The 14,618-nt window shown below is 73.4% G+C and carries 12 protein-coding genes; 1 reads left to right on the plus strand and 11 read right to left on the minus strand.

Translation table 11 applies throughout. From position 1 onward, the window contains the following. Nucleotides 1-30: 30 nt before the first annotated feature. The 6 genes from ACTHMS_RS21075 to ACTHMS_RS21100 all read right to left on the minus strand — a co-directional run bounded on the left by ACTHMS_RS21075 (nt 31) and on the right by ACTHMS_RS21100 (nt 5,231). Nucleotides 31-705 carry a DUF2510 domain-containing protein gene (locus ACTHMS_RS21075; RefSeq protein ID WP_440308620.1) on the minus strand — a complete coding sequence of 225 codons (675 nt, stop codon included), beginning with the start codon at nt 703-705 and terminating at the stop codon, nt 31-33. Nucleotides 706-799: 94 nt separating this feature from the next. After that, the gene (locus tag ACTHMS_RS21080) at nt 800-2,221 is read right to left on the minus strand and encodes an alpha,alpha-trehalose-phosphate synthase (UDP-forming) (protein WP_440308621.1); all 1,422 of its coding nucleotides are present in this window, start codon (nt 2,219-2,221) and stop codon (nt 800-802) included. A 17-nt stretch (nt 2,222-2,238) separates the two neighbouring features. Beyond that, nucleotides 2,239-3,165, minus strand: a complete 927-nt coding sequence (locus tag ACTHMS_RS21085) for an RluA family pseudouridine synthase (RefSeq protein ID WP_440308622.1) — start codon at nt 3,163-3,165, stop codon at nt 2,239-2,241. Further along, nucleotides 3,158-3,709 (minus strand): signal peptidase II, encoded by a 552-nt coding sequence (gene lspA, locus ACTHMS_RS21090; protein ID WP_440308623.1) that lies wholly within the window; start codon nt 3,707-3,709, stop codon nt 3,158-3,160. Before lspA ends, ACTHMS_RS21085 begins: the two co-directional genes overlap by 8 nt. Before the next feature lie 84 nt (nt 3,710-3,793). Further along, a complete protein-coding gene (locus tag ACTHMS_RS21095; RefSeq protein ID WP_440308624.1) occupies nt 3,794-3,991 on the minus strand; it encodes a hypothetical protein in 198 nt (65 codons plus the stop codon). A 76-nt stretch (nt 3,992-4,067) separates the two neighbouring features. Then, nucleotides 4,068-5,231, minus strand: coding sequence for a TraR/DksA C4-type zinc finger protein (locus tag ACTHMS_RS21100; protein WP_440308625.1), 1,164 nt, complete (start codon nt 5,229-5,231; stop codon nt 4,068-4,070). Nucleotides 5,232-5,661: 430 nt separating this feature from the next. Between ACTHMS_RS21100 and ileS the strand changes: the two genes are divergently transcribed. Next, nucleotides 5,662-8,808: an isoleucine--tRNA ligase gene (ileS, locus tag ACTHMS_RS21105; protein WP_440308626.1), complete on the plus strand. Its 3,147-nt coding sequence runs from the start codon at nt 5,662-5,664 to the stop codon at nt 8,806-8,808. A gap of 257 nt (nt 8,809-9,065) precedes the next feature. Here the strand turns inward: ileS and ACTHMS_RS21110 are convergent, their stop codons facing one another. The 5 genes from ACTHMS_RS21110 to ACTHMS_RS21130 all read right to left on the minus strand — a co-directional run. Continuing rightward, on the minus strand, nt 9,066-11,765 hold the full coding sequence (locus ACTHMS_RS21110) for a hypothetical protein (protein ID WP_440308627.1): 2,700 nt from the start codon (nt 11,763-11,765) through the stop codon (nt 9,066-9,068). A gap of 333 nt (nt 11,766-12,098) precedes the next feature. After that, nucleotides 12,099-13,229, minus strand: a complete 1,131-nt coding sequence (locus tag ACTHMS_RS21115) for a DivIVA domain-containing protein (protein WP_440308628.1) — start codon at nt 13,227-13,229, stop codon at nt 12,099-12,101. A 66-nt stretch (nt 13,230-13,295) separates the two neighbouring features. Further along, on the minus strand, nt 13,296-13,595 hold the full coding sequence (locus ACTHMS_RS21120) for a YggT family protein (protein WP_440308629.1): 300 nt from the start codon (nt 13,593-13,595) through the stop codon (nt 13,296-13,298). Nucleotides 13,596-13,716: 121 nt separating this feature from the next. After that, a complete protein-coding gene (locus ACTHMS_RS21125) occupies nt 13,717-14,238 on the minus strand; it encodes a cell division protein SepF (RefSeq protein WP_440308630.1) in 522 nt (173 codons plus the stop codon). 66 nt (nt 14,239-14,304) lie between these two features. Next, on the minus strand, nt 14,305-14,618 hold a 314-nt coding region (locus tag ACTHMS_RS21130), incomplete at its 5' end, for an alanine racemase (RefSeq protein ID WP_440308631.1).

Genomic DNA, 14,618 nt, shown 5'->3' on the forward strand with positions numbered 1-14,618 from the left:
CCCACCACGGGGGCGCACGCAGCCGGGGGCTCAGGCAGCGGCAGCCCGCGACGAGCGGCGCCGGCCGATCAGGGCGAGCAGGGTCGCGACGAACGCGACCAGGCCGCCGACGAGCACCAGCACGATCCCGACGCCGACCTTGGTGCCCGTGTCGGTGCCGAGCACGTCACTGACGCCGCTGGCCTGCTCCTGGTCGATCACGTCGGCGAGGTTGGACATGTTGGCCACGCACACAACGACGATGACCGCCCCGACCACGAGCGCGCCCCAGAGCGCCTTGGCGCCCGCACGACCGCGCACGACGACCGCCAGCAGCCCGAGCAGCACCAGCCCCAGCACGAGGTCGAGCACGCCCCCGTTCGCGTCCGTGCCCGAGATCGTCTGCGTCGAGAAGCCGTTGTTCTGGCTGGCCCACGGCAGCAGGCAGCCCAGCACGACCAGCGCCGCGCCGGCGGCAGCCACCCAGAGCCGGCGGGGCACTCGCGGCAGCCCGGCCCCGGGTCCGATCGGCGGCGCAGCGGCGGCGGGGTACGGCGCCGCGGGGTGCGACCCCGGGGGGTACGCCGGCCCGGCCGCGGACGCGACGGGCAGGTCGGCGACCCACGACCGGCCGTCCCAGCGCTGGGGCGGTCCCCATTCGGTGCCCGACCAATAGCGCCGCACGGCGCCGTCCTGCGGATCCGGATACCACCCTGGCGTCGTCATCGGCCCCCCGACCGTCATCGACCGTGCACACGGTGGGGTGAACCCTAGGGCACTCCGTGTCGCTCGAGCACGTCGATCAGAGGGCCGGCGCGAGCTACGCGAGCGCCTCGAGCTGCCGCCGGAACCACTCGTCGGGCGGGTTCGCCGCACCAGCCGCCTTCATGCGGGCGGCGCGCGCCGCGCGCTGCGCCGGGTCCATCGTTAACGCCTCGTGCAGCGCGTCGGCCGTGGCCGAGATGTCGTACGGGTTGACCATGATCGCGTCGTCGGCACCCAGCACCGCCGCGGCGCCGGCGTCGCGCGAGAGCACGACCGCGGGCGCCCGCTCGGACAGCACCAGCCCCTCGAGCACGACGAGGTTCATCCCGTCGCGCAGCGAGTTGATGAGCAGCACGTCGCTGCGCCGCAGGATGGCCAGCGCCTCGGGGTAGTCGTCGACGATGTCGAGCACCACCGGCGTCCAGTCGTCGGTCGCGAACTCGTCGTCGATCTCGTCGGCCAGCCGCTCGATCGCGGCCGTGTACTCGCGGTACGCGGGGAGGTCCTCGCGCGAGGGGTTGTTGTAGACGACGTGGACGACCCGGCCGCGCCACTCGGGGCGGGTGCGCAGCAGCTCGCGGTAGGCGAGCAGGCCGCGCCAGACGTTCTTCGACAGCTCGGTGCGGTCGACCCGGCCGATCACCAGCCGGTCGCCGACGGACTCGTCGAGGTGTCGCAGCGCCGTCTCGACGTCGCGGCGGGCGCCGAGCCGCTGCATCTCGCCGGCGTCCACCCCGAGCGGGAAGACCTGCACCCCGCGCGGCTCGATGCCGAGCACGGCGCGGCACGTGGCGGCGAACTGGTCGGCCCAGCGCTGGGTGTGGAAGCCGAGCAGGTCGGCCCCCAGCATGCCGTCGAGGATCGCGGCGGCGATGTCGTCGGGCAGCAGCGCGAAGTCGTCCGGGCTGACCCACGACGTGTGCGTGAAGTGCGAGATCCGCACGTCCGGCCGCAGCTTGCGCAGCATGCGCGGCGCGAGGAACAGGTGGTAGTCCTGGATCATCACCTGGGCGCCGGGCGCGGCCTCCTCGGCCAGCGCGGTCGCGAACGCCTCGTTGAAGCGGATGTACCCGGCCCACTGGCGGCGCCACGCACTGTCGAACACCGGTGCCCGTGCCGGCTCGTAGAGGTGGTGCAGCACGAACCACAGCGTCGAGTTGGCGATCGCGTCGTAGGCCGCGCGGAACGTGGTGGCGTCGATCGGCAGCAGCCGGACGTCGAAGTCGCCCTGCAGTGCCGAGGCGGTGGTGTCGATCTCGGAGAGTCGCCCGTTGGGCGCGCGACGGGCCAGGCCGCGCTCGCGGTCGTTCATGGCCGCGCAGACCCAGACGGCGTCGGGCGAGGACTGCAACGCGTGTTGCATGCCGCTGACCAGTCCCCCGCTGCCGCGGCTGATGTCGTCGTCGCCGTCGGGCGTGCGGACGATGGTGAGCGGGCCTCGGTTCGAGGCGATGAGCAGCTGCGATCTTCCAGGCACGACAGAAGGCCTACCCGTCAGCTCTCCGCCGCCAACCTGCTCAACGCCTGTTGCAGGTCGGCGGGGAACGGCGACTCGATGGTGAGCCGCTGTCCGGTGCTCGGGTGTTCGAAGGACAACTGCCGCGCGTGCAGCCACTGCCGCGTGAGGCCGAGGCGCTTGGCCAGTTCGGGGTCGGCACCGTAGGTGAGGTCACCGACGCACGGGTGCCGCACCGCCGCCATGTGCACGCGGATCTGGTGCGTGCGTCCGGTCTCGAGCCGGATGTCGAGCAGTGTGGCGGCCCGGAACGCCTCGACCGTCTCGTAGTGCGTCACGCTGGGACGGCCACCGGCGATCACGGCGAACTTGTACTCGGCACCTGGATGGCGGCCGATCGGGGCGTCGATGGTGCCGCTGGTCGGGTCGGGGTGGCCCTGCACGAGCGCGCTGTACCGCTTGTCGACGGTGCGTTCCTTGAACGCGCGCTTCAGCAGCGTATAGGCGCGCTCGCTCTTGGCGACCACCATGACGCCGGTGGTGCCGACGTCCAGCCGGTGGACGATGCCCTGCCGCTCGGCCGCCCCACTGGTGCTGACGCGGTACCCCATCGCGAGCAGCCCCTGGACGACGGTCGGGCCGGTCCAGCCGGGGCTCGGGTGCGCCGCGACGCCGACCGGCTTGTCGACGGCCACCACGTCGTCGTCGTCGTAGAGCACGGTGAGCCCGTCGACCGGCTCGGGCATCACCGCCGCCGTCTCCGGCTCGGGCAGTTCGATCTCGAGCCACTCGCCGCCGCGCAGCTTGACGCCGCCCTTCTGCACCCGCCCGTCGACCGAGACGTGGCCGTCGTCGACGAGGTCGGCGGCGACGGTGCGCGAGAACCCGAGCATGCGGCTGATCGCGACGTCGAGGCGCTGCCCGGCGAGGCCGTCGGGGACGGGCAGCAGCCGGGTCTCAGCCATGCCGCCGCGTCCCGGTCAAGTCGATGTTCAGCAGCGCGAGGACGGCGGCGAGCACGGCGCCGATCACCACGGCGGAATCGGCGAGGTTGAAGATCGGCCAGTACCTGGCGTCGGGGCCGAAGAGGCTGATCCAGTCGACGACATGACCACGACCGACCGACGGCGCACGGAAGATCCGGTCGCCGAGGTTGCCCAGGGCGCCCCCGAGGATCAGTCCGAGCGAGACCGCCCAGCCGCGCGAGCGCAGCTTGCCGACCTGCCGCAGGATCACGACGACCACGGCGACCGCCACGACCGTCAGCACGATCGTGAAGCCGGTGCCGACGCTGAACGCGGCGCCGGAGTTGCGCGCCTGCTGCAGGTAGATCGCTCCGCCGAGGATGCGCTCCTGCTTGCCGTCGGGCAACTGCGAGACGACCACGATCTTCGACAGGACGTCGGCGAGGAGGGCGAGCACGGCGGCCACCAGGAAGGTCACGATGCGCCGCGGACGCCCGACCCCCGAGGGTGACGCCGGTGGGGTGTCGGTGTCCGGCGAGCTCACCGACCCATTCTCCCCCGTGCCGCCGGACGGCGACGACCCCGGGGCGTCGGCCCCGGGGTCGGTCGTCATGTCGGTCGCGTGCGGTCAGTCGCCGGCGAGCTCGTCGGCGTCGGCCTTGGCGGCCTCGGTGTCGGTCGTCGCGCCGTCCTTCTCGCGCTCGAAGACGTCCTTCCACTCGAGCTCGGAGTCGGTCTGGCCGCCGACCTGCTCGCGCAGTTCGTCGTCGCTCACGCCTTCGCCGGCCGCGTGGGTCTCACCGTGATTGGTTGCGGGTTCGCTCATGCCGGTGATCTACCCGGCGCGCACCGGCGTCCTCACATGACCTGCGCGACGGAGCGGCTCGTGCGCGTCACACCGGTCAGCGACGCTCCTCGCGCGTCTTGCAGGCGACGTCGAGCGTGGCGGCGGGGAACGCCTGCAGGCGCGCCTTCGGGATCGGCTTGCCGCACGACTCGCAGAAGCCGTAGGTGCCGGCGTCGATCCGCTCGATCGCGTGCTGGTACTGCGTCATGAGGTCGAGGCGGTTCGCCGCGATCGACTGCTCCTGCTCGCGCTCGAAGGTCTTGCTGCCCGCGTCGGCCTGGTCGTCGCCGGCACCGTCGGTGTGCGAGCGCTGGAGGTCGTTGAGGTCGGCCATCGAGCGGTCGTAGGCCGCCTTGAGCTCGGTGTGCTGCTGCACGAGCTCCTGGCGGATCTCCTTCAGCTCGGCCGGCGTCCATTCGGTGCCCTCGGGCACGGACACCTCGGCCGGCGCCTCGGCGGTGACGGCCGGCGCGCGCTTCGCGGTGCGCTTGGCGGGGGTGTGGGCGGTGCGGGGCTGCGTGGTCGTCATGGGGGCGCTCTTCGCTGGGGGGTTGGTGGCCTCGCCGGCCGGCGTGGGTGAGGAGGTCGATCGGGTGGGCACGGTGGTGCCTGCGGCTCTCGTACCCGAACCAGTCTTCGTCGCAACCTTCGCAGCGGATGCAGCCTTGGCTGTGGTCTTCGCCGCCGGTGCCGCCTGCTTCGCGGTCGAGCGCCTGGACGCGGCGACGCCCTCGACGGCAGCGGTGGAGGCGACGGCCTGCTTGGTGGCCGAGGTGGTGCGTCCGGCACCTGCTGCGGCCTTGGTCGGCGCCGCCTTCGCAGCCTTCGCGGGCGCGGCCTTCGCGGCCTTGGCCGGCGGGGCCTTCGTCACCTTCGTCGCCTTCACGGGTGCCGCCTTGGCCGCCTTCGCGGGCGCCGCCTTGGCTGCCTTCGCGGGCGCGGCCTTCGCCGCCTTCGCGGGTGCCACCTCGGCCGCCTTCGCGGGCGCCGCCTTGGCCGCCTTCGCGGGCGCCGCCTTCGCCGCCTTCACAGGTGCCACCTTCGCCGCCTTCACAGGCGCCGCCTTCGCCGCCTTCGCGGGCGCCGCCTTTGCGGGTGCGGGGGCCTTGGCCGGGGGTGCGGCCTTCGCCGCCTTCGCGGCCTTCGCCGGCGCCTGCTTCGTCCCCCCGCCGACCCCGACACGCTGCAGCACTCGCTTGATCGGGTTCCCGGTAGCCATGGCCACCCCTTCCCTCGTGGGAATCGGAGCGCCGCTTCCGGCGCGGACCTGCAGACGCCGCAGAATACGGCCGCGTACCAGCGGTCGCCACTGTCCACGCCGCTGGCCGCCGACCCGCGTCCGGGCTGCAGGCGGGCGGCGACCGGAAACGTTTGTCCACGATGGCTACGATGGCGGTGCGTCGACGAGGACAAGTAGGGCCGGCGCCCAGTCGCGAGCGAGTCGGGGACGGTGGAAGCCCGGCGGCATGGGCCGGTGCCGAAATCACCTCCGAGCACCCGGAAGAACCGGCCGTCCCACGCGGGGCGGCCGCAGTAGAGCCGGACCGAACGAAGTGGTCGTCCCCCCGGGGGACGGCAACGAGGGTGGTACCGCGGCACGCGAGTGTCGTCCCTCGGCGGACCGCACGACCTGCCGAGGAGACGCAGCCATGCCGGACACGACGCCGACACCCGGGACGCCGGGGTACGAGGCGCTGCCGCCCCACGTCGACCTGCCCCAGCTCGACCACGGGGTCATCGACTTCTGGCGCGACCGCGACGTCTTCCGCCGCAGCCTCGAGCAGACCGCCGGCGGCCCGAGTTTCACCTTCTACGAGGGGCCCCCGACGGCGAACGGCATGCCCGGCACGCACCACGTCGAGGCCCGCGTCTTCAAGGACGTCTTCCCGCGGTTCAAGACGATGAAGGGCTACTCGGTGCCCCGCATCGCCGGCTGGGACTGTCACGGCCTGCCGGTGGAGCTCGCCGTCGAGAAGGAGCTCGGGTTCACCGGCAAGCCCGACATCGAGGCCTACGGCATCGCCGAGTTCAACGCGAAGTGCCGCGAGAACGTCCAGCGGCACGTCGACGCGTTCGAGCGGATGAGCGAGCGCATGGGCTACTGGGCCGACTACGAGAACGCCTACTGGACGATGCGTCCCGACTTCGTCGAGTCGGTGTGGTGGGCGCTGAAGCAGATCTTCGACAAGGGCCTGCTCGTCGAGGACTACCGCGTCGCGCCGTACTGCCCGCGGTGCGGCACGACGCTCTCGGACCACGAGGTGGCGCAGGGCTACGAGGAGGTCACCGACCCGTCGGTGTACGTGCGGTTCCCGCTCACCTCCGGTCCGTGGGCGGGCAAGGCCGACCTGCTGGTCTGGACGACCACGCCGTGGACGCTCGTGTCGAACACCGCCGTCGCGGTGAACCCGGCCGTCGACTACGTCGTCGCGCGCACCGGCGAGCACACGCTCGTCGTCGCTCAACCGCTGTTGAGCAAGGTGCTGGGCGACGACACCGAGGTGCTGGCCACGCTGCGCGGTACCGAGCTCGAACGCTGGACCTACCGGCGTCCGTTCGACTTCGTGCCGTTCCCGACCGAGGCGCACTTCGTCGTGCTCGCCGACTACGTCACGACCGACGACGGTTCGGGTCTGGTGCACCAGTCGCCGGCGTTCGGCGCCGAGGACATGGCGGTCTGCAAGGCCTACGACCTGCCGGTGGTGAAGCCGGTGCTCGACGACGGGCACTTCGCCGCCGACGTCCCGCTCGTGGGCGGGCAGTTCTTCAAGGACGCCGACGCCGCCCTCGTTGCCGACCTGCGCTCGCGCGACCTGCTGTTCCGGCACCTGCCGTACACGCACGCGTACCCGCACTGCTGGCGGTGCCACACGCCGCTCATGTACTACGCGCTGCCGTCCTGGTACATCCGCACGACCGCGATCAAGGACAGGCTGCTCGCCGAGAACGAGGCCACCAACTGGTTCCCGGCGACGATCAAGCACGGTCGTTTCGGCGACTGGCTGAACAACAACATCGACTGGGCGCTGTCGCGTGACCGCTACTGGGGCACCCCGCTGCCCGTGTGGCGCAACGACGAGGACCCGTCGCGCATGGTGTGTGTCGGCTCGCTCGCCGAGCTCGAGGAGCTCTCGGGCGTCGCGCTCGACGACCCGCACCGGCCGATGGTCGACGACGTGACGTTCACCCTGCCCGGCGAGACCGGCACCTACCGCCGGGTGCCGCAGGTGATCGACGCGTGGTTCGACAGCGGCTCCATGCCGTTCGGCCAGTGGGGCGCGCCCTACCGGCACGACGAGGAGTTCCGGCAGGCCTACCCGGCCGACTTCATCTGCGAGGCGATCGACCAGACCCGCGGGTGGTTCTACTCGCTCATGGCCGTCGCGACGCTGGTGTTCGACCGGTCGAGCTACCGCAACGTGCTCTGCCTCGGGCACATCCTGGCCGAGGACGGCCGGAAGATGAGCAAGCACCTCGGCAACATCCTCGAGCCGATCCCGCTGATGGACCGGCACGGCGCCGACGCGCTGCGCTGGTTCATGCTCTGCGCCGGCTCGCCGTGGTCGGGTCGCCGCGTCGGACACAAGGTGCTCGACGAGATCGCGTCCAAGGTGATCAGGACGTACTGGTCGGTGGCGTCGTTCCAGTCGCTCTACGCCCGGGCCAACGACTGGACGCCCGGCGCCGGTGCGGGCGAGCGTACCGAGCTCGACCGGTGGGCACTGTCGGAGGCGCACCGGCTCGCGGCCGAGGTCGACGACGCGCTCGAGGCGTACGACACCGCGCGCGCCGGCAAGGCGATCGCGGCCTTCATCGACGACCTGTCGAACTGGTACGTGCGCCGGTCGCGCCGCCGGTTCTGGGACGGCGACCCGGCCGCGCTCGGCACGCTGCACGAGTGCCTGCACCTGCTGACGCTGCTCATGGCGCCGTTCGTGCCGTTCGTGACCGAGCGGGTCTGGGGCGCGCTGTTCGCCGGCCGCGACGGGCAACCGGACTCGGTGCACCTGGCGAACTGGCCCAAGGCCGACACCTCGCTGGTCGACGAGTCGCTCTCACGTGACGTCGCGCTCGTGCGCCGGCTGGTCGAGCTCGGACGCGCCGCGCGGGCCGACTCGAAGGTCGAGACCCGCCAGCCGCTGGCCCGGGCCCTGGTCTCGGCGCCGGGCTGGGCCGACGTGCCCGAGTCGTTGCGCGCCGAGGTGCGCGACGAGCTCAACGTCGTCGAGCTGGCGGTGCTGGCCGACGCCGAGGAGCTCGTCGAGGTGACGCTGAAGCCGAACTTCCGCGCGCTCGGCAAGGTGTTCGGCAAGCGCACGCAGCAGGTCGCGAACCTCGTCACGGCCGCACCGGTCGACGAGTTCGTGGCGCGCTACCGCGCGGGCACGGCGAGCGTCGAGCTGGACGGCGAGACGCTCCCGCTGAGCGGGGACGTGGTCGTGATCGCCGAGACGCCGCGCTCGGGCTGGGCCGTCGCGTCCGCCGGGGCCGAGACGGTCGCGCTTGACCTCGAGCTGACGCACGAGCTGCGGCTGGCCGGGCTGTTCCGCAAGGTGGTGCGCCAGGTGCAGGACGCGCGGAAGAACGCCGGGCTCGAGGTCACCGACCGGATCGAGCTGGCGTGGCGGGTCGGCGGCTCACCGGAGCCCGCGCAGGCGATCCGTGCCCACGCCGACGCGCTCGCCGGCGAGGTGCTGGCGACGTCCGTCCAGGAGGGGGGACCGGCCGACGCGTCCGGCTGGTTCGCGACCGAGGACGAGGACCTCGGCCTGCACCTCTGGCTGCGCAAGGCCTGACCCCCGCCCCGACCCATCCGATGATCTCGGGCGTGACGGATCTCGGATCTGGTGACGGATCTCGGATCTGGTGACGGCAGAAACTGCCGTCACCGGATCCGAGATCCGTCACGCGCGGAGGAACCCGTCACGACCTGCCATGGCGGCCGATTCCGCCGGGACGCCCGGGGCCGGCCTGCGGCGATCCGCTCCGAAGATGATCTCGGCCGGAGGCACACCCTGGTGTGCTTCCGGCCGAGATCACGACTGCAGCCGGGTCAGCTGCCCGGGGTGCAGATCGAGCAGGGCTTGAAGCCCTCCTCGATCGCCTGCTCGCGGGCGACCTCACGGGTCGCCACGCCCTTGACGATCACGCAGTCGGCGCGGTGGTAGCGCGGGCGGCCGTCGACGACGAACACCTGTGCCGCGGGCTCCGCACCCGCCGGCGCGCTCGGCTGCACCGGCGCGGCGGCTGCCGGCGCCGCTGCCTCGGGCGCTGCCGGGGCCTCGGACGCGGCCGGGACCTCGGGCGCCGCGGTGGCCTCGGTGGCCTCGGGCGCCGCGGTGGCGGTCGCGACGGGCTCGGCCGCCTCCTCGACGGCAGCCGGCTGCTGCTCGACCGCGGCCGGCGCCTCGGACACCGCGGCCTCGTGCTCCGGGGTCGCGGACTCGTCGGCCGTCGTCTCGGTCACGGCGGCCTCGGCGATCGGTTCCGCGTCAGGATGCGGGGCCGGGGCCTCGGCGATGGCCGTGGCGTCGGCTGCGGCGGGCGGCGGTGTCAGGTCGACGGACGCGGCGGGCGCCTCCGGCTCGACCGGAGCGACCGACCCGGTCCCCGCCGGGCTCTCGGCGGCCGGAGCCTCGGCGGCCGAGGCCTCGACGGGCGCCGCTGCCGGGGCCTCGGCGGGCGCCGCGGCTGCTTCGGCCGACGCCGCGGCGTCGGTCGACGAGCCGAGGCAGACGTCGCAGCGCTGGAAGCCGTCCTCGGTCGCCTGCGCGTACGGGATCGCGATGGCCGACTCGCCGGCGATCCGGCTGCAGCCCTGTGCGTGGTAGAGCGGCTGGCCGTCGACCACCCACACCTGGTCGTGCCCGGTGGCGGCGGCCGGCGGCAGCTCGGCGGCGCGCAACGACTCGTCGGCGGCGAGCGCCTCGTCGGCGTCCGCACCGGTCGGGCGGCAGAACCCGCAGGGCTGGAACCCGTCCTCGGTCGCCTGGCTCAGCGGGATCGCGATCGCCTCGGCGCCCGCGATGCGCACGCAACCCTGGCGGTGGAAGTTGAGGTACCCGTCGACGACCCAGACGGTGTCCTCGTCCGCCCCGGTCGCCGCGGCTGCGGGCCGCTGGGGGTCGGCCGGCGCCACCGCACCGTCGGTCGTGGCGGCCGGACCGGCCGCAGGGGTCTCCGCCGTACCACCGGAGCAGACCGTGCACGGCGCGAAGCCGAGCTCGATCGCCTCCTGCAGCGGCAGCGGCTCGGCCGGCAGTCCGGTGAGGGTCGGGCAGCCCTGCTGGTGGTAGTGCGCGTAGCCGTCGACGACCCACGCCTGCTCGACCGCGGCGCCGGCGGCCGGCTCGGCCGGCGGGGTGCGGTCGGCGTGCGCGGCCTCGCCGCCGTCGGGCGTGCAGACGGTGCAGGGCCGGAACCCGTCGCCGACAGCCTGCGTGCGTGGGATCGCCACGGTCGCCTGGCCGGTCAGCGTGCTGCAGTCGGCCCGATGGTAGTCCGGCTTGCCGTCGACGACGACGACCTCGTCGGCCCCGATCACGGGCCCGGCGGACGACGCCGGCACGGCCGGCGGCTCGGCGGCGGGCGCCTCGGTCACCGGCGCGCTGTCCTGGGCGGGCGCAACGTCCTTCGTGGCGGTCTCGGCCGGTTGCGCCGCGGCGCCGTAGTGGGCGCAGGCGGTGAAGCCGTCCTCGGTCGCCTGGTCGAGCGGGATCGCGACGGCGGCCTTGCCGATCAGGTCGCGGCAGCCCTCGGGGTGGTACTGCGGCTCGCCGTCGACGACCCAGACGGCGTCCGGGCGCAGGGCGGGCACGGTCGGGGTGCTGTCCGTCCCGCCGGTCGCCGGGCGGCACTCGCCGCAGGGGGCGAAGCCGTCCTCGACCGCCTGGCTGCGCGGGATGGCGATCGCGTCCTCGCCGGAGAGCCGCCGGCACCCGGTCACGTGGTACTCGGGCTTGCCGTCGACCACCAGCACGGTGTCGCTGTCGGTCACGGCGGCGGCCGGCGCGCTCGGCGGCGCGACCGGCGGCGCGACCGTCGCCGCGGCCGGCTCGGCGGCCGCGGGCGGGGTGTCGACGACCGCGGCCGTGGGGCGGCAGACGACGCACGGCTGGAAGCCGTCCTCGACCGCCTGGTCGAAGGGCACCTCGATGTCCTGCTTGCCGGCCAGGGTCGTGCAGGCGCGGCGGTGGTAGTCGGGCTCGCCGTCGACCACCCACACCGAGGCGGTGCCGGTGGTGTGCGCGCCGTTGCCGTTGCCGTTGATGCTCGCCGGCGCGGTGAACGCCTGCTCGAACGACCCGCGGCCGCCGGTCGCGGCCGGCGCCGACGCCGTCGCGCCGATGCAGAGGCGGCACGCGGTGAAGCCGTCCTCGACGGCCTGCTGCAGGGGGATGCCGATCTCGGCCTTGCCGACCAGTGCGACACAGCCGGCGGAGTGGTAGTCGGGGAAGCCGTCGACGACGAGCACCGTGCCGCTCGCGGCCGGCGCGGCCGACGCGTCGGCGGGCGGCACCGAGGGCACCGACGGTGCCGCGGCGGCGAGCTCGAGGCTGCAGACCCCGCAGGGCGTGAAGCCGTCCTCGGTCGCCTGGCCGAGCGGGATCTCGAACAGCTCGTCCCGCGAGCGTCCCGACAGCACGCGGCACGACGGCCCGACGTGATAGTCCGGCGCGCCGTCGACGACCCAGACGGAGGAGAGGGACGTCACGGTGACGGCGGGTGACGACGGTGAGGTGTCAGTGCTCACGGTCGGACCTCCTGCGGGACTGTCCGGCACGGGGGCCGGATGTGCGGGGCGAGACGGATGGTGCGGCTGGGACGTCGGCGCGGAGCGACAGCACGACCGTCACCCCGCACGCACGAACGACGCGACGATCTTGATCGTGCTCGACGCCGGCGCGTCGAGCACGCACGTGGCCGCCGCGCCGAACTGGACAACGACCGACATGACGGAAGGTCACCATCCGAGACGGACGGTACGCGCTCGTCCCACGCCGCGCCTCCCCGGGACCGGGATCACCCGGCCGGTGTGCTGGACGCGTGCGGGCGGCCATCGGCGCCGTCGATCGGGCCCGGTCGCTCAGCTCGAGCCGGCGTCGGCGTGCTGCTCGTCGCCGGCGTGCCCCTCGGCGTCGGTGTGCCCCGAGTCCTCGGCGGCGGCGTCGCCGCCGGACGCCGCGACCGCGGCCGCGTCCCCCGCGTCGGCGCCGCGGTCGGCACCCGAGCCCACGAGCTCGCGCAGCTGCCCCTCCAGGTACTCCTTGAGTCGGCTGCGGTACTCGCGCTCGAACACCCGGAGCTCCTCGATGCGTCGCTCGAGGTCGGTCTTGCGCTGCTCGACGTCGGCCGTGATGCTCGCCGCCCGCTGCTCCGCGGCGGACACCGTCTGCTGCGCCTTGGACGAGCTCTCCTCGTCCAGCTGCCGGGCGCGCTGCTCGGCCTCGCTCACCTGCTGCGTCGAGCGCTGCTCGGCGTCGGACAGCGTCGTGCGCGCGCGGGCGTCGGCGTCGGCGATGGTCTGCTCGGCCTGGGCGTTCGCGGCAGCGATCGTCTGCTCGGCCTGCCGGTTGGCCTCGGTCGTGGTCGTCTCGGCCGTCGTGCGCGCCTCGGCGAGCAGCCGGTCGGCCTCGGCCTTCGACTGCTCGAGGTGCTGGTCGGCCGTCTGCTGCGCGAGGGCGAGGATGGCCACGGCCTGCTGGGCGTGCTCGCCGGGCGCGCCGGTCGCGACGGGTGCCTGCGCGGGCGCGGTCGCGCGCGCCTGCTCGAGCGCGGCGCGGGCCTCGGCCAGCTGCTGCTCGAGCTGGGCGACCTGCTGCTGCAGACCGGCGGCCTGCTCCTGCAGCTGGGCGTTCTGCTGCTGGGCCTGGACGACCTGCTGCTGCACCTCGGCGATGCCGTCCTGGCCGGACGAGCTGCTGGCGAAGGCCTTCTCGAGCTCGGCGATCTGCGCGCGCAGGCGGTCGTTCTCCTCGCGCGCGGCGGCGAGGTCGGCGGCCGAGGCGTCACCGCCGGCCTTGCCGAGGTCGACAGCACCGCCGCCGGCGCCACTGCCGAGGCGGACGCGCAGGTCGGTGTTCTCCTCGATCAGCCGCGAGAGCTCGACCTCGACGATGTCGAGGAACTGGTCGACCTCTTCCTCGTCGTAGCCCCGCTTGCCGATCGGCGGCTTCTTGAAGGCCACGTTGTGGACCTCGGCGGGGGTCAGCGGCATGTCGTCACCTTCTGTGCTCGGCGAGGTCGAGGCGCGAACACCGGCGGCGCCTCGTGCGCAAGCATCCTACGGGGCGGGGTGCGACAGGTCGCCAGTGACCGCCTGCAGGATGATCACGATGATCAGCACGATGAAGTAGCTCATGTCGAGGCTGACGTTGCCCAGCTGCAGCGGCGGGATGACGCGCCGCAGCGCGCGGATGGGCGGGTCGGTGAGCATGTACACCAGCTCGAAGCCGACGGCCGCCGTGCCCGCGGGGCGCCACGACCGGGCGAACTGCCGCGTCCAGTCGACGATGAGGCGCGCCAGCAGCAGGAGGAAGTAGACATGCAGGGCGTACCACACGACACCCCACAGCACTGTCATGGCGGAGTCCTCCTGTCCGAGCCGTGCCCCTCACAGACGACAACGGCCCGGCACCCTCCATGGTGCCAGGCCGGTCGGTCCGTCCTCGATCACGCCTCCGCGGTGGGCCGCGGCGACGCGGTCAGGACTGGTTGAAGAAGCCGCTCTCGATCTTCGCCTTGTCCGAGTCGGTGACCTGGACGTTGGCCGGGCTGAGCAGGAACACCTTGGCCGTGACCCGCTCGAGCCGACCCCGGAGGCCGAAGGTCAGGCCCGCCGCGAAGTCGACGAGCCGCTTCGCGTCCGCGTCCTCCATGTCCGACAGGTTCATGATCACCGGCGTGTTCGTGCGGAAGTGCTCGCCGATGGTGCGCGCCTCGTTGTAGGTGCGCGGGTGCAGCGCCGTGATCTGGTAGGTCGGCTGCTCGTCGTAGGCGGGGCCGCGCACCTCGGCGTACACCTCCTCGTCGTACTGCTGCCGGGCCGGGCGGCCGTAGGCGACCTCGGCGCGGGGCGACTGCTCGCGGCTGTACCGGGCCTCGGCGTACTCCTCGCGCCGGGCGGGGGTGCGCTCGGGGGCGCCGGCGTAGGCGGTCTCGTACTCCTGCTCGTCCTCCTCGACGAGGCCGAGGTAGACGCCCATCCGGTGCATCGCTCCGGGCATGTGGGTCCTCCAGTATTCGCGTTCCGCGCGGGGCGGAGCGGGGTGAAGCGGTCGCTGGCTGCGACGCTAGCTGAACTTGGTGGTGCGACGACCGAGCAACGCCGTACCGACACGGACGTGTGTCGAGCCGGCGGCGACGGCCGCCTCGAGGTCGTCGCTCATCCCGGCGGAGATGGCGTCGGCCTCAGGGTGCGCGGCCCGCACGCGGGCCGCCAGATCGGCGAGACGGGCGAACGCGGCGGCCGGGTCGGCCCCGATCGGGGGCACCGCCATGACGCCGCGCAGCCGCAGCGCCGGGGCCGCGGCGACGGCCTCGGCAACCGAGGGCAGGTCGGCCTCGGTGGCTCCCCCGCGGGTGGGGTCGCCGTCGAGACTGAGCT

It is taken from the genome of Jatrophihabitans sp., from assembly GCF_051960575.1.
GTDB lineage: Bacteria > Actinomycetota > Actinomycetes > Mycobacteriales > Jatrophihabitantaceae > JBQCEE01.